The 25835-nt window shown below is 51.4% G+C and carries 24 protein-coding genes; 18 read left to right on the top strand and 6 right to left on the bottom strand.

Annotation, left to right across the window (positions count from 1 at the left end; translation table 11 throughout):
- Positions 1–311 precede the first annotated feature (311 nt).
- The 10 genes from glyA (at position 312) to CFF01_RS13425 (ending at position 8425) form a co-directional block, all read left to right on the top strand.
- Complete coding sequence (glyA, locus tag CFF01_RS13470; protein WP_033538596.1) at positions 312–1565, top strand: serine hydroxymethyltransferase; 1254 nt, start codon at positions 312–314, stop codon at positions 1563–1565.
- Positions 1566–1690: 125 nt separating this feature from the next.
- Entirely contained in the window at positions 1691–2161 is a 471-nt protein-coding gene (gene nrdR, locus CFF01_RS13465; protein WP_033538595.1) for a transcriptional regulator NrdR, read from the top strand.
- Positions 2162–2215: 54 nt separating this feature from the next.
- Positions 2216–3367 (top strand): bifunctional diaminohydroxyphosphoribosylaminopyrimidine deaminase/5-amino-6-(5-phosphoribosylamino)uracil reductase RibD, encoded by a 1152-nt coding sequence (gene ribD / locus CFF01_RS13460; RefSeq protein WP_088905130.1) that lies wholly within the window; start codon positions 2216–2218, stop codon positions 3365–3367.
- Between the two features lie 2 nt (positions 3368–3369).
- Entirely contained in the window at positions 3370–4035 is a 666-nt protein-coding gene (locus CFF01_RS13455) for a riboflavin synthase (RefSeq protein ID WP_088905129.1), read from the top strand.
- An 82-nt stretch (positions 4036–4117) separates the two neighbouring features.
- Positions 4118–5221, top strand: coding sequence for a bifunctional 3,4-dihydroxy-2-butanone-4-phosphate synthase/GTP cyclohydrolase II (gene ribBA, locus CFF01_RS13450; protein ID WP_033538592.1), 1104 nt, complete (start codon positions 4118–4120; stop codon positions 5219–5221).
- A 123-nt stretch (positions 5222–5344) separates the two neighbouring features.
- Positions 5345–5821 carry a 6,7-dimethyl-8-ribityllumazine synthase gene (gene ribH, locus CFF01_RS13445; protein WP_033538591.1) on the top strand — a complete coding sequence of 159 codons (477 nt, stop codon included), beginning with the start codon at positions 5345–5347 and terminating at the stop codon, positions 5819–5821.
- Positions 5822–5835: 14 nt separating this feature from the next.
- The gene (gene nusB / locus CFF01_RS13440; RefSeq protein ID WP_033538590.1) at positions 5836–6240 is read left to right on the top strand and encodes a transcription antitermination factor NusB; all 405 of its coding nucleotides are present in this window, start codon (positions 5836–5838) and stop codon (positions 6238–6240) included.
- Between the two features lie 111 nt (positions 6241–6351).
- Positions 6352–7308, top strand: coding sequence for a thiamine-phosphate kinase (thiL, locus tag CFF01_RS13435; RefSeq protein WP_198387046.1), 957 nt, complete (start codon positions 6352–6354; stop codon positions 7306–7308).
- Between the two features lie 2 nt (positions 7309–7310).
- A complete protein-coding gene (locus tag CFF01_RS13430) occupies positions 7311–7805 on the top strand; it encodes a phosphatidylglycerophosphatase A family protein (protein WP_088905127.1) in 495 nt (164 codons plus the stop codon).
- 182 nt (positions 7806–7987) lie between these two features.
- A complete protein-coding gene (locus tag CFF01_RS13425) occupies positions 7988–8425 on the top strand; it encodes a GFA family protein (RefSeq protein ID WP_088905126.1) in 438 nt (145 codons plus the stop codon).
- A 69-nt stretch (positions 8426–8494) separates the two neighbouring features.
- On the opposite strand, the gene CFF01_RS13420 is transcribed toward CFF01_RS13425, so the two are convergent.
- The 6 genes from CFF01_RS13420 to barA form a co-directional block, all read right to left on the bottom strand.
- Positions 8495–9703, bottom strand: coding sequence for a hypothetical protein (locus CFF01_RS13420; RefSeq protein WP_088905125.1), 1209 nt, complete (start codon positions 9701–9703; stop codon positions 8495–8497).
- 193 nt (positions 9704–9896) lie between these two features.
- Positions 9897–11558, bottom strand: a complete 1662-nt coding sequence (gene recN / locus CFF01_RS13415; protein ID WP_088905124.1) for a DNA repair protein RecN — start codon at positions 11556–11558, stop codon at positions 9897–9899.
- Positions 11559–11643: 85 nt separating this feature from the next.
- Complete coding sequence (locus CFF01_RS13410; protein ID WP_088905123.1) at positions 11644–12612, bottom strand: AEC family transporter; 969 nt, start codon at positions 12610–12612, stop codon at positions 11644–11646.
- A gap of 108 nt (positions 12613–12720) precedes the next feature.
- On the bottom strand, positions 12721–12915 hold the full coding sequence (locus CFF01_RS13405; RefSeq protein ID WP_081953785.1) for a hypothetical protein: 195 nt from the start codon (positions 12913–12915) through the stop codon (positions 12721–12723).
- Complete coding sequence (locus CFF01_RS13400; protein ID WP_033538584.1) at positions 12915–13517, bottom strand: YjaG family protein; 603 nt, start codon at positions 13515–13517, stop codon at positions 12915–12917. Before CFF01_RS13400 ends, CFF01_RS13405 begins: the two co-directional genes overlap by 1 nt.
- Positions 13510–16293, bottom strand: a complete 2784-nt coding sequence (gene barA / locus CFF01_RS13395; RefSeq protein ID WP_456299952.1) for a two-component sensor histidine kinase BarA — start codon at positions 16291–16293, stop codon at positions 13510–13512. Before barA ends, CFF01_RS13400 begins: the two co-directional genes overlap by 8 nt.
- A 115-nt stretch (positions 16294–16408) precedes the next feature.
- Between barA and rlmD the strand changes: the two genes are divergently transcribed.
- The 8 genes from rlmD to ispF all read left to right on the top strand — a co-directional run bounded on the left by rlmD (position 16409) and on the right by ispF (position 25826).
- Positions 16409–17743 carry a 23S rRNA (uracil(1939)-C(5))-methyltransferase RlmD gene (gene rlmD / locus CFF01_RS13390; RefSeq protein WP_088905121.1) on the top strand — a complete coding sequence of 445 codons (1335 nt, stop codon included), beginning with the start codon at positions 16409–16411 and terminating at the stop codon, positions 17741–17743.
- A 164-nt stretch (positions 17744–17907) separates the two neighbouring features.
- Positions 17908–20112 carry a GTP diphosphokinase gene (relA, locus tag CFF01_RS13385; protein ID WP_033538581.1) on the top strand — a complete coding sequence of 735 codons (2205 nt, stop codon included), beginning with the start codon at positions 17908–17910 and terminating at the stop codon, positions 20110–20112.
- Between the two features lie 69 nt (positions 20113–20181).
- Positions 20182–20979: a nucleoside triphosphate pyrophosphohydrolase gene (gene mazG, locus CFF01_RS13380; RefSeq protein ID WP_088905120.1), complete on the top strand. Its 798-nt coding sequence runs from the start codon at positions 20182–20184 to the stop codon at positions 20977–20979.
- 110 nt (positions 20980–21089) lie between these two features.
- On the top strand, positions 21090–22727 hold the full coding sequence (locus CFF01_RS13375) for a CTP synthase (RefSeq protein WP_033538579.1): 1638 nt from the start codon (positions 21090–21092) through the stop codon (positions 22725–22727).
- Positions 22728–22859: 132 nt separating this feature from the next.
- Entirely contained in the window at positions 22860–24155 is a 1296-nt protein-coding gene (gene eno / locus CFF01_RS13370) for a phosphopyruvate hydratase (RefSeq protein WP_033538578.1), read from the top strand.
- Between the two features lie 100 nt (positions 24156–24255).
- Positions 24256–24558 (top strand): cell division protein FtsB, encoded by a 303-nt coding sequence (gene ftsB / locus CFF01_RS13365; RefSeq protein ID WP_033538577.1) that lies wholly within the window; start codon positions 24256–24258, stop codon positions 24556–24558.
- A 47-nt stretch (positions 24559–24605) separates the two neighbouring features.
- Positions 24606–25337 carry a 2-C-methyl-D-erythritol 4-phosphate cytidylyltransferase gene (ispD, locus tag CFF01_RS13360; RefSeq protein WP_088905119.1) on the top strand — a complete coding sequence of 244 codons (732 nt, stop codon included), beginning with the start codon at positions 24606–24608 and terminating at the stop codon, positions 25335–25337.
- A gap of 3 nt (positions 25338–25340) precedes the next feature.
- Entirely contained in the window at positions 25341–25826 is a 486-nt protein-coding gene (ispF, locus tag CFF01_RS13355) for a 2-C-methyl-D-erythritol 2,4-cyclodiphosphate synthase (protein WP_088905118.1), read from the top strand.
- The last annotated feature ends 9 nt before the right edge of the window (positions 25827–25835 follow it).

Raw genomic sequence — 25835 nt, 5'->3', positions numbered from 1 at the left:
AGGCTGTTGGCTGCAACTTGTTGACCATTACGCAGACGAAATGACCGTTAGTGACCCGCATTGTTGTTAAGTTTTCAAAACAGTGTTTTCGTACAAAAGGCTGTAATCGCGCCTTTTTATCCCGCATCAAAGAGTAATTGTTGCAAAACAAGGCGTCAGTGGCGTTATTTTGCCTTAAGGGCCAATTTGATGAGCATTTCTCAGTCTTAATCGCAACTATTTTCATGTCGCAAATGCTGGGATTGTGATCGAATGCACTGTAGAATACGGCGCAACCCTACCTTATAAGACTTTCACAGCTGGAGTGACCAATGCTGAAAAAAGAGATGAACATCGCTGACTTTGATCCGCAACTGTTTCAAGCGATCCAGGAAGAGACTCGTCGTCAAGAAGAGCACATCGAGCTTATCGCTTCGGAGAACTACACTTCTCCTCGCGTGATGGAGGCTCAAGGTTCTCAGCTGACCAACAAGTACGCCGAAGGCTATCCTGGCAAGCGTTACTATGGCGGTTGTGAGCATGTTGACATCGTTGAAAACCTGGCCATCGAACGTGCCAAGGAACTGTTTGGCGCGACATACGCCAACGTTCAGCCTCACTCCGGCTCACAAGCCAACAGCGCAGTTTACATGGCGCTACTGCAACCAGGCGATACCGTACTGGGTATGAACCTAGCTCACGGTGGTCACCTGACTCACGGCTCTCCAGTTAACTTCTCTGGTAAGCTATACAACATCGTTCCTTACGGTATCGACGAGTCTGGCAAGATAGACTACGACGAGATGGAGCGTCTGGCCCTTGAGCACAAGCCTAAGATGATGATTGGTGGTTTCTCTGCCTATTCTGGTATCGTCGATTGGGCACGTATGCGTGAAATCGCCGACAAGATTGGTGCTTACCTGTTTGTCGATATGGCCCACGTTGCTGGCCTGATCGCCGCCGGTGTTTATCCAAACCCAGTGCCACATGCACACGTGGTAACTTCTACTACCCATAAGACCCTAGCCGGTCCTCGCGGCGGTATCATTTTGTCTGCGGCGAATGATGAAGACCTTTACAAGAAGCTGAACTCTGCGGTATTCCCTGGTGGTCAGGGTGGCCCATTGATGCACGTTATCGCCGGTAAGGCGGTAGCCTTTAAGGAAGCGCTGTCTCCTGAGTTCAAGGAATATCAACAGCAAGTGGTTGTGAACGCTAAGGCGATGGCTAACACATTTATCGAGCGTGGTTTCGATGTGGTATCTGGCGGCACAGAAAACCACTTGTTCCTGCTGGATCTGATCGCTAAAGATATCACAGGTAAAGATGCTGATGCGGCGCTGGGCCGTGCCAACATCACGGTAAACAAGAACTCAGTACCTAATGACCCACGCTCACCTTTTGTGACTTCAGGTCTGCGTATCGGTTCTCCAGCCATCACTCGTCGCGGCTTCAAAGAAGCTGAAGCGGTTGAGCTGACTAACTGGATCTGTGACATTCTCGATGACATCAGCAATGAAGCCACTATCGAGCGCGTGAAGAACCAGGTGCTTGAATTGTGCGCTAAGTACCCTGTTTACGGTTAACCTTAAGGGTTAAATCGGGTAAACTTCGATGGCCGCTACTGATGTTAATATTAGTAGCGGCCATTTTTGTATCTATTGCAAGGGAAAACTCTCTGAGATACTGATTAGCATTTGCTGGAGGCTCAATGCATTGTCCGTTTTGCAGCGCAACCGACACTAAGGTGATCGATTCTCGTCTGGTGGCCGATGGTCATCAAGTACGTCGTCGCCGCGAGTGTCTGCTTTGCCATGAAAGATTTACCACCTTCGAAGGCGCCGAACTGGTGATGCCCAGAGTGATTAAACAAGACGGTAGTCGCCAACCCTTCGACGAAGATAAGTTACGCGGAGGTATGCTGAGGGCGGTAGAGAAGCGCCCAGTGTCCATGGATGAGATAGAGCAGGCGCTGAGCAAGATTAAATCGACCCTGAGAGCCACAGGCGAGCGTGAGGTGACCTCTAAGATGATAGGTAACCTGATGATGGATCATCTGGTGAATCTCGATAAGGTGGCTTATATCCGCTTTGCCTCTGTATACCGCGCTTTCGAAGATGTGTCCGAATTTGGCGAGGCGATTGCCAAGTTGCAAAACGATAAGGCCAAACCGGCCAAGTAGGACAAATGCGTATCTGGGGCTTCCCCCTTTTTCTGACGAGATGGCGAGCGACACATGGCTTGGTCCAAATTTGATTCCCAGATGATGGCGCGCGCCATCCAATTGGCCCGCAAGGGGCAATACACCACAAGCCCCAATCCCAATGTCGGCTGTGTGATCGTACAAGGGGAAACTCTGGTGGGTGAAGGTTTTCATATCGCCGCTGGTGGTCCCCACGCCGAGGTGCATGCCCTGCGCATGGCAGGTGAAAAAGCTAAAGGTGCCACCGCCTATGTGACCCTAGAGCCTTGCAGCCATTATGGGCGAACACCGCCCTGCGCCGAGGCGCTGATAAAGGCTCAAGTGGCCCGCGTCGTGGTGGCGGTAACCGATCCCAACCCCCAAGTTTCTGGTCGTGGCATCAAGATGCTTGAAGAGGCTGGCATTCAGGTCGAGGTTGGCTTGCAACAAGAAGATGCCGCCGCCCTCAACCCAGGTTTCATGAAACGTATGCGTACCGGCCTCCCTTGGGTCAGCATCAAGCTGGCGGCGAGTCTCGACGGCAAGACGGCGCTCTCTAACGGCGTCTCTAAATGGATAACCGGTCCAGAGGCACGCCGTGATGTGCAGCGTATGCGTGCCCGTTTTGATGCCGTCGTGACCGGCATAGAGACGGTACTGGCCGATGACCCAAGTCTGAATGTTCGCCATCAGGAGCTGGGCGGCTTAGGTGAGCAATTAACCGATGCCGACATTCGTCAGCCACTGAGAGTCGTGCTCGATTCCCGCGCGCGTCTTGGCGCTAAGCCAAAGCTGTTTGACACAGATTCGCCCGTGCTACTGGTGAGCTGCCGGCCCTATCCTGATGCTGTGGTGAGCGCCTGGCCTGAGCAGGTGAGTCAGTTGCAACTGCCGAGCGATAATGGACAGGTGCCGTTAAAGGCACTGCTGGAACATCTGGGCACTCAGGTCAACAGCGTGATGGTCGAGGCCGGGGCGACCCTGGCCGGCGCCTTTATGGCACAAGGGCTTGCCGATGAGTTGGTGCTGTATCAGGCACCAAAAATCTTAGGTGGCCATGGGCGAAATCTATTGGCATTGCCAGACTATACTGAGATGGCGCAGTTGCCTGCCCTAAAGCTTTGCGATGAAAGGCGCGTCGGAGCCGATAGACGTTTTACCTTTCAATTGAGTCACAATCATTTACCTAGCGATAAGAGTAGTTAGTCATGTTTACTGGGATCATTGAGGCTGTAGGCAGCCTGAGAAAAATTGAACGTCGCGGCGATGATATTCGCCTGACAGTGGCTAGCGGCAAGCTGGACTTAAGTGACGTTAAGCTGGGTGACAGCATAGCGACCAACGGCGTGTGTCTGACCGTGGTTGAGCAGATGGCCGATGGCTATGTGGCCGATATCTCTGCCGAAACCGTTGCGCTTACCGGCTTTGCCCACTATCAGGTGGGACAAAAGGTTAATCTGGAAAAGGCGGTTACCCCCACAACGCGTCTTGGTGGCCATATGGTAAGTGGTCATGTCGATGGTGTGGCCAGCGTGGATGACAGACAGTATCGCGGCAAGGCGATCGAATTCTGGTTGACCCCACCTAAGGGGTTGGCGCGCTATATCGCCCATAAAGGTTCTATCACCATAGATGGCGTCAGCCTTACAGTAAACGAGGTGGATGGTGAGCGTTTTCGTTTGACCATAGTGCCCCACACCGCCAGCGAAACGACACTCATCGATCTTAAGGCGGGTGACAGGGTCAATATCGAGGTGGATCTGATCGCCCGGCATCTGGAGCGCTTACTAAGTTTTCAGTCGGCAGAGGAAAATCCAGCCAAAAGCTCAGCAGTCACTATGGATCTGTTAGCTCGCTCCGGCTTTTTAAGATAGACGCTGGCAATCCCAGCCAATAGCAGATTAAATAACTCCTACTATAAAAATATTTCAAGGTCTAACAATTCAAGGTCTAACAATGGCACTACACAGTATAGAAGCGATTATCGAAGATATCCGTCTGGGTAAGATGGTTATCTTGATGGATGACGAAGATAGAGAGAACGAAGGCGATTTGATCATGGCCGCCAACCTGGTGACGCCCGAGGCGATCAATTTTATGGCCACCTATGGCCGCGGCCTCATCTGTCAGACCATGACCAAGGCCCGCTGCGAGCAGCTTAACCTGCCGCTGATGGTAACTAACAACAATGCTCAGTTCTCCACTAACTTCACTGTGTCTATCGAGGCGGCTGAAGGTGTGACCACGGGTATCTCTGCCCATGACAGAGCCGTCACCGTTCAGGCGGCGGTTGCCCGCGACGCTAAGCCATCTGATATCGTGCAGCCAGGGCATATTTTCCCTCTGATGGCCCAAGAGGGCGGAGTACTGATCCGCGCTGGTCATACCGAGGCCGGTTGCGACCTGGCTCGTTTGGCTGGTCATGAGCCGTCGGCCGTGATCGTTGAGATCCTTAACGAAGATGGCACCATGGCCCGTCGCCCAGATCTTGAGGTGTTTGCCGAGAAGCATGGCCTTAAGATAGGCACCATTGCGGATCTGATTGAATACCGTAACACCAAAGAAACCACAGTGGTGCGTGAGGCTAAGTGCAAGCTACCGACTCGTTTCGGTGAGTTTGATATGATCACCTACCGCGACACCATAGATAACCAGTTGCACTATGTATTGGTGAAGGGCGAAGTACAGCCTAATGCCTTGGTGCGTGTGCATCTGCAAAACACTTTTAATGATTTGTTGCACTCAGAGCGTGATGAGAAGCGCAGCTGGCCGCTAGAAAAAGCCATGGCGCGTATTGCCGAAGAAGGCGGCGTGCTAGTAGTACTTGGCCATCAGCAGAGTAACGAAGAGTTGGTTGCTAAGGTAAAAGCCTTTGAAGCTGAAGATAAGGGCGAGGCGGCAGCGCCAGCACAGTGGCAGGGCACTTCACGCCAAGTGGGTGTGGGATCGCAGATCCTGGCCGATGTTGGTGTCACCAGTATGCGTCTGCTCAGCTCGCCTAAGCGTTATCATTCGCTATCGGGCTTCGGTTTAGAAGTGACTGAATATATTGCAGAATAATTCACACGGATAGGATTTCACCTATTTGATATAAATTGCATGGGGATCAACGCCGTAGGCTGTGGTATTATACCGCCTCTTTTTTCCCGTGCCGGGTTTGTTAAGCTAATTTAGGTAAGATAAATGAACGTAGTTCAAGGTAATATCGAGTCGAAAAATGCCAAAGTGGCAATCGTGGTATCACGTTTTAACAGCTTCGTGGTTGAGAGTCTGCTAGAAGGCGCGGTGGATACATTGAAGCGCTTCGGTCAGGTTGCCGATGACAACATTACTGTTGTTCGTGTACCTGGTGCCGTAGAGCTGCCACTTGCGGCACGTCGTGTTGCAGCAAGCGGTAAATTTGACGGCATCATAGCGCTAGGCGCCGTGATCCGTGGTGGTACGCCACACTTTGATTTTGTTGCAGGCGAATGTAACAAGGGATTGGCTCAGGTAGCGCTTGAGTTCGATCTTCCTGTGTCATTCGGTGTTTTGACCACTGATACCATTGAACAAGCTATCGAGCGTTCTGGTACTAAAGCAGGTAACAAGGGCGGCGAAGCGGCACTTGGTCTGCTAGAGATGGTCAATGTTCTGCAAGAACTAGAACAGCAGTTGTAAGATTAGGAACCAAAATGAAACCTTCAGAGCGCCGTAAAGCCCGTCGTCTAGCGGTACAAGCTATCTATTCATGGCAGCTAAGCGGTAATAATGTTGCCGATGTGGAGCATGAATTTCTCACCGAGCAGAAGATCGATGGTGTCGACGTTAGCTATTTCCGTGAATTGCTATCAGGCACCACGACTAAATCGGCTCAGTTGGATGAGTTGATTATCCCTCACCTCGAGCGCCCATTCGATGAGGTTTCGCCTATCGAGAAAGCAGTGCTGCGCATTGCTGCCTATGAGCTGACTTTCCGTAAGGATGTGCCTTACAAGGTGGCGATTAACGAGGCGATTGAACTAGCTAAGGCCTTCGGGGCTGAAGATGGTCACAAGTTCGTTAACGGCATTCTCGACAAGATAGTCGCTAAAAAGTGATACAGTAAACGGCGTCCCAGGATGCCGTTTTTTATGTACAGGTTTAGCCTCGACACCTCCCTCGTCAAAAAGTGTGCTAGCTGATTAACCCTTACTATGGTTCTTAAGACTGTGAAAGAGTTTAAACTAATAGATCATTTCTTTGCCAACCTTGGTCAGACCCGCCGGGACGTTCATCTTGGTATTGGTGATGACTGCGCCCTCGTTCAGCCCGCCGAGAACAAGGCGATAGCCATCTCCTGCGATACCTTGGTTGAAAACGTGCACTTTTATGCAGACATGCCTGCCAAGGCATTGGGTTATAAGGCGCTGGCGGTTAACCTGTCAGACTTAGCTTCTATGGGGGCTGAGCCCGCCTGGATGACGCTCGCGCTTACCTTGCCCGAGGTAGATGAGAGCTGGCTCGAGGATTTTAGCCAGGGGCTTAATGATGCGGCGGAGTATTATGGCGTTGCGTTAGTGGGTGGCGATACCACGCGCGGCCCTAAGTCGATCACTATCACGATCAATGGTCAGGTGCCAGAGGGCAAGGCGTTAACCCGAGGCGGTGCCAAGAATGGTGATTGGATCTATGTTACCGGTTCGCTGGGTGATTCGGCCGTCGGACTGGCTATTTTAGGCAATAAGCTGGCCATTTCGGGCGCGGCGCGGGAGCACTTTATTCAGCGTCACTATTTTCCAACCCCTAGGGTATTAGCGGGGCAGTCGCTACGGGGCTTGGCCTCAAGCGCTATCGACCTGTCAGATGGCTTTGTTTCAGACATAGGTCATATTCTTAAGCGTTCGGCGGTGGGTGCCGTGGTGGATGTGAATCGTTTGCCTTTATCGGCCCAGATGCGCGAGTCTCTTGATGAGGCCGAAGCATTGGGTTATGCCCTGACCGGTGGTGAAGACTACGAGCTACTGTTTACCGTTCCCGAGGCCCAGCGCGGCGCATTGGAAACGGCGCTGGCTCACGCTGGCGTGAGCTTTAGCCAAGTTGGCCAGATTGCTACAGGTGATAAGCTGCGCCTTATCAAAGATGGCGAGCCTTACGCACCGACAAATTTTGGTTTTGAGCACTTTTAAGCATGCAGTTATGGTCAACCGATCCGGTTCTTAAAAAACTTTCGTTAGCAAATCCTATTCATTTTTTGGCACTGGGATTCGGCTCAGGTCTTGCGGCCAAGGCGCCAGGGACCTTTGGTACCTTGGCGGCTTTCCCCCTCTACTTCTTGATGGTAGGGCTTCCGCTCAGTTGGTATCTGGGACTGACCCTGCTTTGCGTACTCGCCGGTTTCTACATCTGTGAAAGGGCGTCTAAAGATATGGGAGTGCATGATCACGGCGCTATTGTCTGGGATGAGGTGGCAGGGCTGCTTATCACCCTCATCGCCGCGCCAGCAGGCTGGACCTGGTTGGCAGTTGGTTTTGTGCTATTTCGCTTCTTCGATATCCTCAAGCCTTGGCCTATCAAGGTATTGGATGCCAAGGTCCATGGCGGTATCGGCATTATGATAGACGATGTGCTTGCTGGGGTGTTTGCGTTTTTGTGCTTGCAGGGGATTGTCTATCTGGTTGCATAGAGATTGGCTTGCCCAATTGTCATTGAGTTCAAATTAAGTTCAAATTAAATCCCGAGTGTCGAAGACCTGAGTGTCAAGACAATCGGGATTTTTGTTTTTAGCACTGCAGGGAAAATTTGATTTGTTGTGGGGCATAAATATATGCTCAGTTTTAGTTGCTGTCAGGCAAGAGGAGACAGGTTATGGATGATGAGAGCCCTAATCAAAACAAGTCGGACGTTGAGTTCAGTGGCAGTTGCCTTTGTGGCGGCGTGGCCTTTACCTTAGTGGGTCGTTTCGATGCATTTTATTTGTGTCACTGTAGCCGCTGTCAGAAGGGCACAGGCTCGCTTCATGGAGCCAATCTGTTTTCCAATCATTTAGCCCTCAGCTGGCGGCGAGGGGAGGCGTTAGTTCAACATTTTCAACTGGCGAACAGTCGGCATAGCCGTTGTTTCTGTAAGGTGTGTGGCTCGCCTATGCCTTACCGGCTGGAGGCGTTAAATCTGGTCGTGGTGCCTGCAGGCTGTCTGGATGTCGAGGTGCCTATTGCGCCGACAGCAAAGCTTTTTATGGCCGAGCGAGCAACTTGGGGTCAGGATCTATTAGCTGTGCCCGGTTTCGATCGCATACCGGAATAAACTTATGCGTTAAAGATCCCCTGATATGTGTCAGGGGATGAGAGCAAGACGATGATCGAATCAGAAGGCTTATTCTTCTGGCGAGTTCTCTCTAGCTTCTTCTCTAACCTCAGCTTCCATCTCAGCCGAATTGGCAGGGTTAGCGGTTAAGCGTGTAATAAGCTCGGCGCGCAGCGACTCCACCTGATTTGCACTGGCCTGGTAACTCTCAAACGATGGAATACCAGAACAGAGGATAAATTTACCCATTGGGTTATAGCCGTACTCTGTTAGGGTCGATAGTGAGAAGTTATCGGGACACGGTTTAATGTTGGCCTTGCCAGTTAAGATATCTGCGTAGCGGTTGGCGGTATCTTGTTGTTGCAACAGTGGCATAAGCAGCGCCTCGGCGACCTTAGCTGTGATGCTGGCGTCTTCACCTGCCTCATATGATTGGTTCACTTTAGTTAGGAAGTGCCACTCACCACGTTTAACCCGCTTTAGGGACAACACTTCTTCTGAGATGGGCTGCTGCCAGAGGCTAGGTAATTGAGTCTCCTCACCCTCTGTTCGCATATGACTTACGAGTACCTCCCCCAGTTTCATGTTTTGCTTGAGTGCAGCTATGGATAAAAATTTATTGCCTAGCATGTTGATCCGCATCGCTGCCTGCTGCCAGAACTGCATATCTTTATCGATAGCCGCTGTTAGAGAGCTTGGTTCTACCGTGTTGAGGTAGGCGTCGATAAGGTACAGTTGTTGAGCGGCGATAAGGTGTTGGATAGGTATTAGGCTACTATACGAGTTGAAGTGGGTATCATCTTGCCAATGACCGAGAGAGAGCAGGGTGTGGTAGCGCTCAACCAGCCAGGCATAGTCATTGAGTGTGGCCTTAAGCTTTTCTGGTTCGGCCAATAGGGCTGCGCAGTCATCGAGATAGTCTTCTTGTTTGAGGCAAGTGGTAATTGGCCATTGGGGACGCTCGAATTTTTCGTCGACAGTCGGTGTTGGCCTTTCTAAAACAGCAAGTTGTTTGAGCGCTTGATAGCGTTTAAGCCCTATTGCCATCGGGTCATCATCTTTCGGCGCATCAAAGCCAAAGGCGTAAAGATAAGGGTTTTGTTCAAGATGCTGACTCAAGGCGGCCTCTTCCGTGTTTACCTGCTCAAGATAGGCGCTCGCCTGCGCTGATGGCTCGCTATCTTGCAGATTGACCAAGAGTAAGATGAGATAGCCGCCGACGGGAATGAGTAGCAGGGTGAATAAGATCCATTTCAAAGCATGTAAAAAATGACGCATTTCAAATCCTTGTGGTGTTCGATGCCGTATCGACAGCTGAGCACTCAGTCTATCAGAGTCAGCTTTTTTTGTGCAAATAGCTGTGCGTTGGCGAGACCTGCTATCGGACACAAATAAAAAAGCGCGGCTAGAATATTGCCGCGCTTTGCTTGCTAACTAGCCTAATAGTGGCCAATTTTTTGATCTTACTGGCTTAGCCCTGCAGTAACTCCTTGGCATTGGCCAGGGTGTTGTTGGTGATGACATCGCCGCCCAGCAGGCGAGCCAACTCTTCGATACGTTGGTGCTTGTCCAGTGGCACCATAGAGGTCTCGGTTTGACCAGCCTTGCTCTGTTTGTTGACGAACATATGTTGGTGACCATTACCGGCGACTTGGGGCAGGTGAGTCACACAGAGCACCTGAGTCGATTCGCCCAAGCTGCGCAGCATCTTGCCGACCACGGCGGCGGTAGGACCTGAGATCCCCACATCGACCTCATCAAATATAAGTGTTGGCGTCGCTACCTTCTTGGCGGTGATCACCTGAATACCTAGACCGATACGAGACAACTCGCCGCCCGAGGCCACTTTGGCGATGGGTTGCAGCGGCTGCCCAGGGTTAGTGGTTACCTGAAACTCCACCGTGTCGCAGCCGTTGGGCGACATCATTTCGGGGTTAAACTGCACGTCGATGACAAACTTGCCCTTGGGCATGCTGAGTTCATGAATCGAGCGGGTTACCTGCTTGTCTAGCTCCTTAGCGTAACGCTGGCGGCTCTGACTGAGTTTTTGGGCATGAGCGATAAAGCTCTCGCGGCAACTTTCAAGCTGCTGGGCGATCTCATCGAGTTTCTCTTCATCTGAGTCCAGTTCGCTCAACTCCTGGCTCAGTGCCTGATGGTGCTGATAGAGATCTTTGGGGCTTACATGGTGCTTACGTGCCAGCATCATGATTTTCGATAGGCGCTGCTCCAGGGCGGCAAAATGATCTGGGTCCAGCTCCAATCTATCTAAGTAACGTTGTAGTTCGCTGCTGCTCTCCTGAACCTGGATCAAGGCGTCATTGAGCATGTTACCCACCCCTTTAAGCTCAGGATCGTAACCTTCGAGCTCCTGGGCTTGATCTAGGCTCATGTTGAGCAAAGATTCGATAGCGCCCTCTTCGCTATCCTGTAGCAGATAGAGGGTACGCTGACAGGCCTGGATCAGCGCTGTGCCGTTGGCGAGTTTCTTATGCTCGGCCTCTATCTCTTCAAACTCTTCTTCGCCCAGGGCGAATTCGTCCAGCTCTTCAACCTGATATTGCAGCAGTTGTTTGCGGGCGATGCGCTCATGCTGTGACTGCTGCAGTTGGCTCAGCTCCTTTTGGATCAGCTTAAAGCGTTGGTAGCTGGCGCTGCAGGCTTCGAGCAGCATCTTGTGGTTGGCGTAACTGTCGAGCAGGGTAAGTTGATGCTCACTCTTTAACATAGCGTGATGAGCATGTTGGCCGTGGATGCCGATAAGCAGCTGGCCTAAGGCGCGCATCTGATTAAGAGGCACTGGATTACCATTGATGTAGGCGCGTGAGCGTCCATCGCTGCCAATGGTGCGGCGCAGTATGCATTCGTCGTCAAGCTCAAGATCATTGTCTTCTAACCAACGTCTGGCCAATGGGATATCGTTGAGGGCGAAGCGAGCACTGACTTCTGCCTTGGTGGCGCCCGGTCTGACTGTGTTGGCATCGGCGCGGTTACCGAGGCAAAGCCCTAAGGCATCGATGGCGATCGATTTACCTGCGCCGGTTTCACCGGTAATGCTGGTCATACCGGACTTAAAGTCGAGTTCTAAAAAGCGGACAATGGCAAAGTTATTGATGCTGAGCTGACAAAGCATGATGACATCCTTTTACAAAGTACTGTATTCATGCACAGTATATACTGATTTTTTATACAGTAAATACCTGTGTGCTTTTTACCCGTTAAAATAGATTTTCACCGCCAGAGAGTAACCAGTGGTGCAGTAAGGGAATGGTGACAAAGCTAATGACTATCCCCAGACTGATGGTTTGTGCGCTACTGGTGGCGCCCACGTTAAACCTGTGTGCCAGCAGATAGACGCTGGCGGCGGTGGGCAGCGCCGCCAAGAGCACTCCCATCTGTAGTAGTGCCCCTGAGATGCCAAGGGTGCTGAGCAGTAGATAGGCCAATAGGGGCTGCAGTAGGAGTTTGCTTAGGTTAAGCATAGTCAGTTCGACAATGCGCGACTGGTTTCCAGCTGCGTTGCGGCTTCCTTGATTGGCTTTACACAGCACCATGCCGATGGCAAACAGAGCGCAGGGGCTAGAAGTCATGCCAAACTGCCTGATGATATCGGCGATGGGGCGATACAGCTCTATGTGGGCCGCCGATAAAGCAACCCCCGCTAAGCTACCCAATATGATGGGGTTTTGGATTAGGGCGAAGAACACTGTCTTCAGCGCACTGTCGGTTTGTCCCTGAAACAGCGCCAGCTGGGCCAGTACAATGGCAAATACCGTAACCGACAATAGGCTGGCCAGCGCAGCGGCGGCCAGGGCCAGTTGATCGCCGGGGAATAGCATCATCATCAGCGGAATACCGATAAACGAGGTGTTGCCAAAGGTAGTGTTAAGGGCGCGAATGGCGGCTAAGGGTTTGTCTTTGGGCTGCATCCAGAGGGAAAATAAGCCTGTGATCAGATAGATAACGGCCATCGCCAGACTGTAGCCGCCGATAAAGCCCCAGTTAGTGATCGCTTCAATTGGGGTTTCGGCCAGCACTATCATCATGATCGCGGGAAAGGCGATGTAGTACACATATTGGTTGAGCACATTGTCGCTGCCCTCGGGCAGTAGCCGGGCTTTCTGGACTATAAAGCCGGTGATCATGATGCCGAACACCACTATCAGTGGCGAGAGAGTGGGTAACATAGACAGGCTGCTTCCTTGGCGTGAGTCTAGCGGGGGGAATATCCGCTTTCGCTTAATACTGACCTTAAGGTTAACACTTAGCCTGGCGAGTCCCTATAACGCGAAAGTCTAATGCTGGGGGCCTGGTCGTCTTTGCAGAGGCTTGGGCGGCGGTAAGATGCCAAGTTCCTGATAGAAATGGATCTGGCGTCTGAGTTCAAATAGGGAGCCGACGCGTCGCTGCTCCCCGATAGTCAGACACCAGGTATTAGTTAACCCATCCGGGTTAGTGAGCACAAATCCTTGGTAGATAAGTTTGCGCATCACGCACCCACGGAGATCCCTATGTTGGAAACGCCTGACTGCACTATCTCTTTGCGCAGCGCCTTGACGAAGTCGGCAGTGATTTTTGGATTTTCTTCGATGATTTCCAGTAATGATGCCTGCAGGGTTTTCTCTTCCTGCATCACCTCATGATTGAAGATGAACTCATCCAGCGCTTCTTCATCCATCTCCTCATCGACTGTTGCCTCGATGTAGTTGGCTACGGTACTTGAGGAGAGTTTGCTGATATTGGTGATATCGTCTTCTACCTTGCTTTGAATGGCGCTTAGCAAGGAGGTTAGGGCAACGGCGGCATCCATGGCCGGGTAGACGCCATAAACATCGAAATCGGCGGGCTCAGGCGTGTTGAGATCCAGACGCTCCAGGTAGAGTTCGATATTGAGCTTAAGCTTTTGATCGTACATAGATTGCCACAGCAGGTTAAGCAGGGTGTCTAGCACTTGAGGATCGCCAAATTCGCACACTTCGCTAAACAACTGATAGTTGGGATACATGCGCTGACACAGGGCGATGGCGAAGAGCTTCTTCTGCTCCAGTTCGAGGGCCTTAAGGCGTTTAAAAAAACCGGGTTTATTACTCATCGATCACATCCATAGATAACTGGGCTATTACTTGATTTGCGGCCGATTCTACCTTAGAAAGCTCGTCAAGTAACTCAAGTATTTCCGGCTCGACCAGATCGACACCGGCATTTTGCTTGAGTGACTGTTCAATCTCTCGACAGAGCCGCTGAGTGGTAGGTACGCCGCAATAGCAGCTGGCGCCGTGGAGCTTATGAACATGGGCTATCATCGCCTCACTGTCCTGATGTTCCAAGGCGGTTGAGATATTCTCTCGGGTTTCGGGCAGCGAATCGATCAGCATCTGCAACATCTCTAGTGCCAGACTGGTTTTCTGGTTGGCCTGGGTCAGGCAGAGTTCCCAATTAAGGGTGTGCTGATCGAAGTGGGTAAACTGAGGCCTTGTCTTCCAGCGGCTGATCACGCTCTTAAGCGCTGCCTCATCGATAGGCTTTGGCAGGTAGCCGTCCATACCGCTCTGGTCGATACGTTCTCGTTCTTCGGCAATCGCGTGGGCAGTCACCGCCACTATGGGAGTATTGCGGTTGAGCGAATATTCGCGTATCTGCTTGGTGGCGCTAAATCCGTCAGTGCCGGGCATCTGAATATCCATGAAGATAAGGTCGAAGCTCTTTGCCTTAGCAAGCTCTACCGCCGCCTGGCCGTTGTTGGCCACAGTCACTTTGGTGACTAGCTCCTTGAGCAGGGTATCAATGAGTTTCAGGTTGGCCGGATTATCATCCACCGCCAATACGCTCATCGGCTCACGAATCTGAGTTGCCTTCACCGCTTCTTTAAAGGGCATGGCTTCATATTGAGCGCGGTGGGGATTAATTAGGGTAACGGCCAGGGCGCGCTCGCCTACAGGCGCCTGCATCACCTTGTCGACGTTTGGCTGGATAAGGTTCATCTTGGTGGCGCTATCGCTGCTACTACATATATAGAGGGTGTAGTCGCTGATCTGGGCAATCTTGTTGAGTACCTCTAGCAGATCTGGGCTGCTGGCCAGATCGTTGCAGCTGATGATGGCGTAGTCGAAGTGACGCCCCTCTTCACCGGCAATACGGGCCAAGTCCTCGGGCGTTGTGATGCTGACACTCTGCATCCCCCAATGCTGCAGTAAGTTTTCGTGTACCTTGCGTGAAAGCTTGCGTGGCTCGAATAACAATACTGTCTTATCGATAAGCTTGTCGGTTTCCAGCGCCTGACTGATAGGGTATTGGCTTAACTTAAGTGGCAGTGTGAACCAGAAGGTGGAGCCTTTATCCGGTGCCGAGATACAACCAATCTGGCCGCCCATACGATTGATCAGTCGCTTGGTGATGATGAGACCAAGACCTGTGCCGCCAAAACGGCGCGAGATAGAGGAGTCAGCCTGACCAAATGCCTGGAATAGCTGGGCCTGATGCTGTTTGTCTATGCCTATACCTGTATCTGTCACTTCACAGCGAATATTGATCTTTTCTGGCTCCTCACTGGTGAGGCGTATCTTAAGATGAACGCTGCCGCTGTCGGTGAACTTGATGGCATTACCCACCAGATTAGTGATCACCTGGCTAACCCGCAGGGCGTCACCCGAGACGTTATCGTTGATGCTCGGATCTATGTCGACCACGAGTTCGAGGTCTTTGTCCTTGGCGCTATTGGCCAGCAGAGAGATGGTATCGTCAATCACCTCGCGTAGGGCAAAAGGCATGTTCTCCAGTTCCATCTTGCCCGCTTCCAACTTGGAGAAGTCGAGAATGTCGTTGATGATCCCCAGCAGGTTAGTCGCGCTCTTTTCTATGGTCTTGATGTAGTCCTGCTGACTGGCATGCAGTGGCGTTTTGAGTAGCTGTTTGGCAAAACCTATCACCCCGTTGAGCGGCGTACGTAGTTCGTGGGACATGTTGGCTAAGAACTCAGACTTGATACGGCTGGCCTCGAGGGCGCGCTTTTTGGCCAGATCCAGCTCGACGTTTTGGATCTCAATCTGCTCTAGGGTTTCCCGCAGATCTGAGGTCGCCTGGTCAATATTTTGCTGCATCTCCTCATGGTATTCCGACAGGGAGCTTGCCATGGCATTGATACCACGTTTGAGCAGATCCAACTCACCGATTAGGTTGCCATCGACCCTTGTGTCTAGCTTGCCCTCACGGATCTTGGCCACTACGCGCACCATTTCAGTGATGGGGTGAGTGACGTTTTTTACCAGGCGGAAGGTAAACAGTAGGTTCAGCTGTACGCCGATCAGCACTATGATGAAGGCGGCTACGGCTGCTCTGTGCTGTTCCAGCAGAGCGTTTTCTTTGTTGAGCAACACGGCAATATAGCCAAGCTTGGCAGAGTTAACTTGCTGTGCCATGGTGTTGCTGTCGTAGGGGCTGACCAAGAGCTCGCGCTGGCTGGAGAAGATGGGACTGCGCATAATGATGCTGTCGCCAAAGGGTTCAATTGCTGTGGTCTGCAACGAATCTATGGGCTCGTTATAGCGCATAAACTCATGATTTTTATAGTGGTGCGAGGTCACTATTACCCGGTTGTTGGTGTCGAAAATGGCGATAAACTGCACCAGATTAGACTTGTTGAGTTGCACCGAGGTGATCAGGCGTTTGGTGGTTTCGAAATTTTTGGTTTCCAGGCCAATTTCAGCGGAAATGGCCAGGGGCTCGATGATATTGCTGCCCCTTTCGATTAAGCTTTCTTCCAGTTCATAGAAACGATTTATGGTAAAATAGCTGCCAAGCAAAATACCAACCAAAATAGTGGGCGCTAATGCCAGCACGAGAACCCAGGCTCTCAGGCTGTATTTAGTCATATTATCTGCACTATTCATGGAGTTGGTTTTATTCGTCTGCGTTGGTTATAGGTTACATTAGACTGCCAGACTTTGTGCAGTCTTTACTAGTATTTTTATTGTTTTAGAGGCCTAGATGGCACAATTTTATAAAGCTAAACCCCGAAAAACTCAGCGAACTCTCGCCAAGCAAAGTTTCGATGTTACCCAGCTCGACCATCTGGGGGCAGGGATAGCAGATGGCGAGGGAAAAATTGTCTTTATTCCTGGTGCCTTGCCCGGTGAGAGAGTGACGGCGCAGATAACAGAACAGAAGAAGCGTCACGCCAAAGCCAAGCTCATTAAGGTTGAGAGCGCAAGCACTGCGCGTATTGAGCCCAACTGCCCCTATTATGGTCGCTGCGGCGGCTGCGACCTGCAGCATCTGGCGCTGGATTCACAACGTGATGCCAAGCAAGCTGCCCTGGTGAATCTTATTGAGAAGATGGGGCGTACCCAAGCCCAGCATATCAGTGCGTCGTTGTCGGGTGAGGGCTGGCATTATCGCCGCCGCGCTCGTATGGCAACGCAATATCAGCGAGATAGCAAGCAGCTCAATTTAGGCTTTCGCGCCTTGGCCAGTAGCGATGTGGTCAATATCGATGCTTGCCCTGTGCTGGCTAAGTCGCTATCGGATCTGCTGCAACCTTTAAACCTTTGTCTGAATCAACTCAGTGGCAAACGCACTTTGGGTCATGTGGAGCTTTTGTCGGTGGACTCGGGCGATGGTGTGGTGGTGCGTATCACTACTGCGCTAAATGATAAGGATAAGGCGCTGTTAATCGCCTTTGGACAGGCCCATCAGGTCAGCGTCACCCTGCTGGACGACGATGGTCAGTTAGAGACTGTAACTGGTGAATCGGGTTTACCTTATTACCGCCTGAATGATGGAAGTCAGCTTGGCTTCTCGCCGGGTAACTTTATTCAGGTCAATGGCGAGATCAATCAGCAGATGATCACTCAGGCGATCGACTGGCTCCAAGTCGAGCCGGGCGAGCGGGTGCTCGACCTTTTCTGCGGCGTGGGGAATTTTACCCTGCCGCTGGCCAAGGCCGGCGCTAAGCTAGTAGGGGTCGAAGGAGTCGAGGCTATGGTTACCCAGGCTAAACGCAATGCCGAGGCGAGCGGTGTCGAAGGCACCGAGTTTTACCATGCCGACTTGAGTGCCGATCTCTCTAATGCGCACTGGCTTGGGCGGATTGATAAGTTATTGCTGGATCCCGCCAGAGCCGGCGCCTTTGAGAGTCTACAATGGTTAAAGAAGATGAAGCCCAAGGCGATTGTCTATATCTCCTGTAATCCAGTGAGCCTGGCCAGAGATTGTGAGCCGCTACTGGCACAGGGATATGTACTGAGCCGTCTCGGGCTTATCGATATGTTTCCCCAGACTCATCATATCGAGGCCATGGCCTTGTTTGAGTTGGATAAATAAGTCGATTAAGCGGCCAAATAGTCGACGCATATCAATTGACATTGGCGGGGGAATCCCCAAGATAGTGGGTTCGGTATTGGCTATGTCATGTGACACTTTCAGGATGACAGAACAGGTCGAGCAATTTAGGGGCAATAACTTAAGTTATAAAGGACATGCAGTAGATGGTATCTGTTAGAGAAGCACATTTTAAAGACACAGATTTTCAATTAACCGAATGGGTTAATCGTTATCTGAGTGACGCCGAAGAGGCCAGCACCTTACTCGCTCTGATCAAACAGGTCGAGGATTTGGTGGCGAAACATGATGCTAACGATACCCTGCTAATCGGTCGTGCCCGCGAGTTGATTGAGATCCTAGCCCCACTCAACATGGATATCGAAACCCTACAAGCGGCAGTGATCTTCGTGGTGTTTGATGCCGGCCTGCTGACTGAGGAGCAGATGCTTGAGCTGTTTGGCGACAAGTTAACTACCTTAGTGAACAGCGTAGTGACTATGGATGCCATAGGTGCGCTAAAGGTCAATGAGCAGAGCCGCAACGCCGAACCTCAAATCGATAACATTCGGAAGATGCTGCTGGCCATGGTGGAAGATGTCCGCGCCGTGGTGATCAAGCTGGCCGAACGTATCTGTTTGCTGCGGGAAGTGAAAAATGCCGACGAGGAGACTCGTGTGCTGTTGGCCCGTGAGATCGCCGATATCTATGCGCCGCTAGCCAACCGTCTGGGGATAGGTCAGCTCAAATGGGAGCTGGAAGATATTTCATTTCGCTATCTGCACCCTGAGGTCTACAAGGATATTGCCAAGCAGCTTGATGGCAAGCGGGTGGATCGTGAGATCTATATCGAGAATTTCGTTAACCAGCTGCAGCAGCGGCTGGATGAGGAGCAGATCCGCGCCAAGGTCTATGGCAGACCTAAGCATATCTATAGCATCTGGAAGAAGATGCGCGGCAAAGATCTCACCTTCGATGAGCTGTTTGATGTGCGCGCCGTGCGTATCGTCACCGAGCGTTTACAAGACTGCTATGGCGCTTTAGGTGTGGTGCACACCCTTTGGCATCATATCCCGCGCGAATTCGATGATTACGTTGCTAACCCTAAGCCTAACGGTTATCAATCTATTCACACCATAGTGGTAGGCCCAGAGGGCAAGACGGTAGAGATACAGATCCGTACCGAGCAGATGCATGAAGATGCCGAGCTTGGGGTGGCCGCCCACTGGAAATATAAAGAGGGCACCACGGGTAAGCAGAGCGGCTACGAAGAGAAGATCAATTGGCTGCGTAAGATCCTGCAGTGGCAGGAAGATGTGGCCGAGAGTGGCAATTTGGTGGATGAAGTCCGCAGCCAGGTTTTTGAGGACAGGGTCTATGTCTTCACCCCTAACGGTGACGTAGTGGATCTGCCTATGGGCTCAACCGTGCTCGATTTTGCCTACTATATTCACTCTCAGGTGGGGCATAAGTGTATTGGTGCCAAGGTCGATGGTCGTATCGTACCCTTTACCTATCAGGTGGAAACCGGTGAGCGGGTGGAGATCATCACCTCTAAGCATCCCAACCCTAAGCGGGATTGGCTGAACCCTAACCTAGGCTATATCAAGACCTCGCGTACCCGCTCTAAGATCCAGCATTGGTTTAAGCAGCAAGACAGAGACAAGAATATTGTCGCCGGCCGCGAGATGCTCGAGACCGAGCTGGCGCGCTCAGGCCTGACTCTTAAAGATGCCCAAAGCGCGGTGGAACGTTTCAACATGGTGGGCATGGATGATCTGCTGGCCGGAATCGGCGGTGGTGATGTCAGGCTTAATCAGGTGGTTAACCATGTTCAGAGCCGGATGCGCATCAATGAGGTGTCTGAAGAGGAAGCCCTTGAAGATCTGCTGAAGAAGAATCAGGCGCGCTCAACCGGAAAAGGCAAAGGCCAGGTTGAGGTCAATGGTGTCGGTAACCTGCTTAGTCATATCGCAAAATGCTGTCAGCCTGTGCCTGGGGATGAGATCTTTGGTTTTATCACTAAGGGTAGAGGGATCTCTGTGCATCGGGCCGATTGTGAGCAGGTCAAAGAGCTGATGCGGGTGCATCCAGAGCGCAGCGTCGATGTGGTCTGGGGCGAGAACTATTCTGGTGGTTATAAATTAAAGCTTAAGGTATTGGCCAATGATCGCAGCGGTCTGCTCAGGGACCTTACCTCTGTGTTGGCGGCCGAGAAATCGAACGTGCTGGCCATGAGTTCATCTTCCGATGTGAAGACCCAGACCGCCGCCATCGAGCTGGAGCTTGAGCTGTATAATCTCGAGGGCTTGTCGCGAGTGATCGCCAAGCTGTCTCAGGTGAGCGGTGTTATCGAGGCGAGACGTCTTTAAGTCATTCGCTAATCGCTGAAACGATAAAACTAAGAGGCGGCCTAGGTCGCCTTTTTGATAGGGAAGATGATGCAGAGTAAATCCGATATCCAGAAGCTGCTGACCATCATGGAGCGGCTTCGAGACCCAGAGGCTGGTTGCCCCTGGGATAAGGCGCAGAGCTATCAGACTATAGTTCCTTTTACCTTGGAGGAAGCCTTCGAGGTGGCCGACACCATAGAGCGCGGCGCCCTCGATGAGCTGCCGGGGGAGCTTGGGGATCTACTGTTTCAGGTGATCTTCTATTGTCAGCTGGGTAAGGAGCAGGGGCGTTTCGATTTTGAGCTGGTGGTGGAAAAGATCTGCACTAAGCTCACCGAGCGTCATCCCCATGTGTTTGGCGAGATGAACCAGGCCTCTAGTGAGACGGTACGTGAAACCTGGGAGAGCATCAAAGCCAAAGAACGCGCCGGTCGCTCACTGCATTCGGTGCTCGATGATATTCCCAAAGCCCTGCCGGCCCTTTCCCGCGCGGCCAAGGTGCAGCGAAGAGTGGCGACGGTCGGGTTCGATTGGAATGATTTAGCGCCTGTGGTGGCCAAGATCCATGAGGAGATCGACGAAGTGATGGTCGAGGTTGCTGCCCAGGATAGAGACAAGATGGAAGATGAGCTCGGGGATCTGCTGTTTGCCGTAGTGAATCTGGCAAGGCATCTTAAGCTGGATCCTGAGCAGGCGCTGCGCCGGGCAACGCATAAATTTGAGCATCGCTTTCGCGGCGTCGAGGCCTTGGCTGCCCAGTCGGATAAATCGATGCAGGAGCATACGCTCGCTGAACTGGACGCTTATTGGGAGCAAGTCAAGCGAAATGATCCCCTAAAAGACTAAAATAGTTGCCGTTACCTATTTGTCGAAACCGATGGGCTTTGGTATAATAACGCCCCGTCCTAGTGCTTTCATACAAGCACATATTTCCAACTCATTTTCTCAGGTTCAGCATGACTACAAGGTATATCTTCGTTACTGGTGGCGTGGTTTCATCACTAGGTAAAGGCATTGCAGCAGCATCATTGGCGGCAATTTTAGAGGCTAGAGGCCTTAATGTAACCATTATGAAGTTGGATCCTTATATTAACTTGGATCCAGGTACCATGAGCCCAACTCAGCACGGTGAAGTATTCGTGACTGAAGATGGGGCTGAAACTGACCTCGACTTGGGTCACTACGAGCGTTTCATCCGTACTAAGATGAACCGTCGTAACAACTTCACCACGGGTCGTATCTACGAAGAAGTGCTGCGCAAAGAGCGTCGTGGCGACTATCTGGGCGCCACCATTCAGGTGATCCCACATATTACCAATGCAATTAAAGAGAAAGTGCTTGAGGGCGGAGAAGGGCACGACGTGGCGATCGTTGAGATCGGCGGTACCGTTGGTGATATCGAGTCATTGCCTTTCCTTGAGTCAATTCGTCAGTTGGGCGTAGAACTAGGCCGTGATCGTACCCTATTTATGCATTTGACCCTGGTGCCTTTCCTTGGCGCGGCGGGCGAAGTTAAAACCAAGCCGACACAGCACTCTGTGAAGGAGCTGCGTTCTATCGGTATCGCACCAGACGTATTGGTTTGCCGTGGTGATCGCGCGATTCCATCTAACGAGAAGGCGAAGATTTCGCTTTTCTGTAACGTTGAAGAGCGTGCGGTGATCTCACTAAAAGATGTCGATAGTATCTACAAGATCCCAGCACTGCTGAAGGCGCAAGGTCTGGATGATCTGGTCACCAAGCGTTTCGGTCTTGATTGTAAAGAAGCCGATCTGTCTGAGTGGGAAAACGTTATCTACCAAGAAGCCAACCCAACAGGCGAAGTTACTATCGGTATGGTGGGCAAGTACACTGAATTACCAGATGCCTATAAGTCGGTTAACGAAGCGCTGAAACATGCCGGCCTGTTTAATCGCGTATCGGTGAACATTAAGTATATCGATTCACAAAATATCGAAGCCAAAGGCACAGAAGTACTGGAAGGCCTTGACGGTATCCTGGTACCGGGCGGTTTCGGTGAGCGCGGCGTCGAAGGTAAGATCATGGCGGCTCAGTATGCCCGTGAAAATAACCTACCTTATTTCGGTATCTGTCTAGGTATGCAAGTGGCACTGATTGAATTCGCTCGCCACGTGGCTGGTTTAGAAAATGCGCATTCAACCGAGTTCAACAAAGACACGCCGTATCCAGTTGTGGGCTTGATCACAGAATGGATTGACGAACAAGGTAATATCGAGCAACGTCATGAAGAATCAGATCTCGGTGGCACCATGCGTCTAGGCGCACAGCTGTGTCATCTGATCGAAGGTACTAAGGCGGCAGAAGCCTACAAGGGCCTAACCTGTGTAGAGCGTCACCGTCACCGTTACGAAGTGAACAACACATACAGAGAACGTTTAGAGAAAGCTGGCTTGGTATTTAGCGGTCTGTCAACAGATCGTCAGCTGGTTGAAATGATTGAACTCCCTAACCACCCTTGGTTTGTGGCGGGTCAGTTCCACCCTGAATTTACATCAACACCTCGCGATGGTCAGCCATTGTTCCAAGGTTTTGTTGCTGCAGCCGTAGCGTACCAAAAACGCGATTTAGGCTAATCTATATACAAGGGCCGCTTCCGACTCTCGGAGGCGGCTTTTTTGTTTCAGATGATGTAAATTTAGCGATAAGAATTTTAGTTTTGCATTAACTTTTTAAACTTAAATCTTAAACTTAAAGTCGAGGAAATTATGGCTAAAATTATCAATGTCATTGGTCGCGAGATCATGGATTCACGCGGTAACCCAACGGTTGAAGCGGAAGTACATCTAGATGGTGGTTTTGTTGGTATGGCTGCTGCGCCATCGGGTGCCTCTACCGGTAGCCGTGAAGCACTAGAACTGCGTGACGGTGACAAGAGCCGTTACATGGGTAAAGGTGTATTGACTGCTGTCGCTAACATCAACGGCCAGATCCGTGACGCCCTAATGGGTAAAGATGCAACGGCACAGGCCGAGCTGGATCAGATCATGATCGACCTGGATGGCACTGAGAACAAAGACAAGCTAGGCGCTAACGCTATCCTGGCCGTGTCTCTGGCTGCTGCTAAAGCCGCTGCTGCTTTTAAAGGTATGCCTTTGTATGCACACATCGCCGAGCTAAACGGTACTCCTGGCCAGTACTCTATGCCTGTGCCTATGATGAACATCCTTAACGGTGGTGAGCACGCCGACAACAACGTTGATATCCAAGAGTTCATGGTTCAGCCTGTTGGTGCTAAGAGCTTCCGTGAAGCACTGCGCATGGGCGCCGAAATCTTCCACAACCTGAAGAAGGTTCTGCAAGAGAAGGGTCTTAACACTGCTGTGGGTGATGAAGGTGGTTTTGCGCCTAACTTAGCGTCTAACGCCGATGCTTTGGCAGTGATTAAGATTGCGGTAGAAAAAGCAGGTTACAAGCTGGGTGAAGATGTAACACTGGCTCTTGACTGTGCAGCATCTGAGTTCTACAAAGATGGTCAGTATGATCTATCTGGCGAGGGTAAGGTATTTGACTCAAACGGCTTCTCTGACTTCCTTAAGTCACTGACCGAAGAGTACCCTATCGTGTCTATCGAAGATGGTTTGGACGAGTCAGATTGGGATGGCTGGGCATACCAGACACAAATCCTTGGCGACAAGATTCAGCTGGTCGGTGATGACCTGTTTGTTACCAATACTAAGATCCTAAGCCGTGGTATCGAGAACAAGATCGCTAACTCTATTCTGATCAAGTTCAACCAAATCGGTTCACTGACTGAAACCTTAGCGGCAATTCGCATGGCGAAAGACGCAGGTTACACAGTGGTTATCTCTCACCGTAGTGGTGAAACCGAAGATGCGACTATCGCGGATCTTGCGGTAGCGACTGCAGCGGGTCAAATCAAGACTGGTTCACTGTGTCGTAGTGACCGTGTGGCTAAGTACAACCAGCTGCTACGTATCGAAGAGCAGTTAGGTGAAAAAGCGCCATATAAGGGCCGTAGCGAGATTAAAGGCCAAGCATAACCGAGTTTTTTGCGGTTAAATTGGTAAAAGGCCACCACTTGGTGGCCTTTTTTGTTGTAATATCAGTTCAGCCTTTTAACAGAGATAAAGCCCATTAAGGATGAAGCGACTTCTTATCGCCATGTTTGCGCTGCTTGGCCTGCTCCAGTATCGACTCTGGTGGGGGCAAAATAGTTTACCCGAATCTTTTCAGCTGCAAGAACAGATCCAGTTGCAGCGTGAGAGCAACGCCAAATTAATCGAACGCAATCAGGTACTCAAAGAAGAGATCCTCGATCTTCGTCGCGGCACTGAGGCCCTTGAAGAGCGGGCTCGTAATGAGCTGGGTATGGTTAAACAGGGCGAAACTTTTTTTCGTGTAGTGGGCGAGCCTCAGCGTAAAGCCGAGATAGGCGAGCAGTAGGTAATGGCTCCCGCCATGGCCTTGAAACCTGACATGAGTTCAAATCAATGACAAGTTCCATCAAAGATCTCGTTGCCATCGTTCCCGCCGCCGGTATTGGTGCGCGCATGGGCGCTGAGATCCCTAAGCAGTATCTGATGTTAAATCATCAAGCTATTCTGGCGCATACCCTAGATCGCCTATTGGAACATCCGCGTATAACGCAGGTGATCCTAGCCCTGAGCCCAGAAGATACTCATTTTGCCAAGCTGACTCAGGCAACGCATCCCAAACTCATGACTGTCGTGGGCGGTAAAGAGCGTGCCGATTCTGTGCTGAGCGCGCTCAATGTGGCGCCAGATTCTGCCTGGGCGCTCGTTCACGACGCGGCTCGTCCCTGTCTAAGTCATGCCGATATCGATAAGCTGATCGCCGCCTGTGAAACCGAAGCTGGTAAGCACCAGGGCGCCATCTTAGCCATGCCAGTGCGAGACACCATGAAGCGCTCAACGGCCGATGGCAAGATAGCGAATACGGTTTGCCGAGAAAACCTTTGGCATGCTCTGACCCCGCAGTTGTTTCCTGTGGTGTCTTTGCGACAAAATCTTGCCCAGGCACTGTCGTCGGGAGTTGCTATTACCGATGAGGCCTCGGCGATGGAGTGGGCTGGTGGTCAGCCACTACTGGTAAGTGGCCGCTTTGACAACATTAAGGTAACCCATCCAGACGATTTGCAATTGGCTGCATTGTTTCTACAGGCGGCCCAGGCAGATGACCCAGATTCAACTAAAGGTGACTGAAAGATGAATATACGTATCGGCCACGGTTTCGACGTACACAAGTTTGGTGGTGAGTTGCCGCTGATTTTAGGCGGTGTTGAAGTGCCTTATGATACCGGTTTGGTTGCCCATTCCGATGGGGATGTGGTGCTGCATGCCATCTCAGATGCCATTCTTGGCGCCATGGCGCTGGGGGATATCGGCAAACATTTTCCCGATACCGACCCTGAGTTCAAAGGTGCTGACAGCCGAGTGTTACTGCGCCACTGTTATCAGCTCGCGCGGGATAAAGGCTACCAGCTAGGCAACCTTGATGTGACCATTATTGCCCAGGCACCTAAGATGCTGCCGCATATTGATGCCATACGTCAGTGCTTGAGTGAAGACTTAGCCAGCGATATTGAGGCTATTAATGTTAAGGCTACCACAACCGAGAAGCTTGGTTTTACTGGCCGAAAAGAGGGCATCGCCGTAGAAGCCGTGGTGCTCATGTGCGCTGAGCCAAGATAAGAGAGAGTT

Origin of the sequence: Shewanella marisflavi (assembly GCF_002215585.1) — a bacterium.
In the GTDB taxonomy this organism is placed as follows: domain Bacteria; phylum Pseudomonadota; class Gammaproteobacteria; order Enterobacterales; family Shewanellaceae; genus Shewanella; species Shewanella marisflavi.
The sequence above is the reverse complement of the archived record's forward strand: the minus strand, read 5'-3'. Positions and strand labels throughout refer to the sequence as shown.